At 67.1% G+C, this 1,388-nt stretch carries 2 protein-coding genes; both read left to right on the top strand.

The window, feature by feature from the left end:
• Window positions 1-59: 59 nt before the first annotated feature.
• Window positions 60-890: an IS5 family transposase gene (locus ACH47Z_RS47215; RefSeq protein ID WP_399086864.1), complete on the top strand. Its 831-nt coding sequence runs from the start codon at window positions 60-62 to the stop codon at window positions 888-890.
• Window positions 887-1,309: a hypothetical protein gene (locus tag ACH47Z_RS47220; protein WP_399086867.1), complete on the top strand. Its 423-nt coding sequence runs from the start codon at window positions 887-889 to the stop codon at window positions 1,307-1,309. The genes ACH47Z_RS47215 and ACH47Z_RS47220 overlap by 4 nt, the downstream gene beginning before the upstream one ends.
• Window positions 1,310-1,388: the final 79 nt, after the last annotated feature.

Raw genomic sequence — 1,388 nt, forward strand, 5'->3', positions numbered from 1 at the left:
TGGTGTGACGTTGGGACATTGCCGCCGGTCAGGCGTTCGGGGTTCGCTTGGCTTGTGGCATGAGCATGCGCAAGTCGTACCCGAGCGATCTCACCGACGAGCAGTGGGAGCTCGTCGAACCCGTGATCACGGCGTGGAAGGCCCGGCATCCGTCGGTCAGCGGGCATCAGGGCAAGTACGCGATGCGGGAGATCGTGAACGCGATTCTCTACCAGAACCGCACGGGCTGTCAGTGGGAGCTCCTGCCCCATGACATGCCCCCGCCCGGAGCGGTGAAGTACTCCTTCTACCTCTGGCGCGACGAGGGCACCGACCAGGACGTTCATGACCTGCTGCGCTGGCAGCTGCGGGAGAAGCGGAAGCGATTAGCCGACCCGAGCCTGGTGGTCCTGGACACGCAGAGCATCCACGCCTCCGTCGGCGTCCCCGCCGACACGACCGGCCGGGATGCCGCGAAAAGGATGCCGGGCAGGAAGAGATGCCTGGCCGTGGACGTATTGGGCCTCGTCATTGACTGCGTCGTCCTGCCTGCCTCCGCGCACGAGAACAGTGCCGGCATCGCCCTGCTGGACGGTGTCGCCGCGCAGTGCGGCACGGTGAAGAAGGCGCTGGTCGACCAGGGCTTCAAGAAGAAGGTCGTCGATCACGGCAAGAACCACGGCATCGACGTGGAGATCGTCGAGCGCAACCCGGCCGACAAGGGCTTCGTTCCGCAGGCCAAGCGGTGGATCGTGGAGCAGACGAACGGGATCCTGATGTTCTACCGCCGTCTCGTACGCGACTACGAACACCGGCCCGCCTCCTCCCGCTCCCGCGTCCTGTGGGCGATGACCTCCGTCATGAGCCGCCGCCTCACCGGAGCCACCATCACCTCCTGGAGGACCGCGTGAGCGAGAACCCACAGCTCAAAGCCATCCTGGAACACATCGAGACCCGCGAGCGCGAACTGGCCGACCAGGCCGAGCAGTTCCGGGCCCGCATCGAAGAACTCACCCGGCAGCTCGGCGAGATCGACGCGGAGAGCGAGAACCTGCGCATCACCCGCAAGACCCTCCTCACTCTCCCCACGCCCCCACCCGCCGCCGAGCCGGAGCGTCCCGGCATCCCGGACCACCCCGCCTACCAGCAGATCCTCACCGCCCTGACCGACGCGGGCCGGCCGATGCGCGCCCGCGACCTCTGCCAGGCCCTCGACCTGCCGATCCTCCCGAAGAACACCGAAGGCATCCGCTCCAAGCTGAAGCGCCTGGTCAGCCGGGGCATCCTCGCCGAGCCCGAACCCGGCTTGTTCGCCCGCCCCGACGCATGAGGAGCATCCACCGCCCGCGACCAGCAGCCCTTCCCCAACCTCAACCACGAAACGGACAAGAGCTCACGTTCCGCACTCT

Source organism: Streptomyces sp. NPDC020192 (assembly GCF_044388685.1).
In the GTDB taxonomy this organism is placed as follows: domain Bacteria; phylum Actinomycetota; class Actinomycetes; order Streptomycetales; family Streptomycetaceae; genus Streptomyces.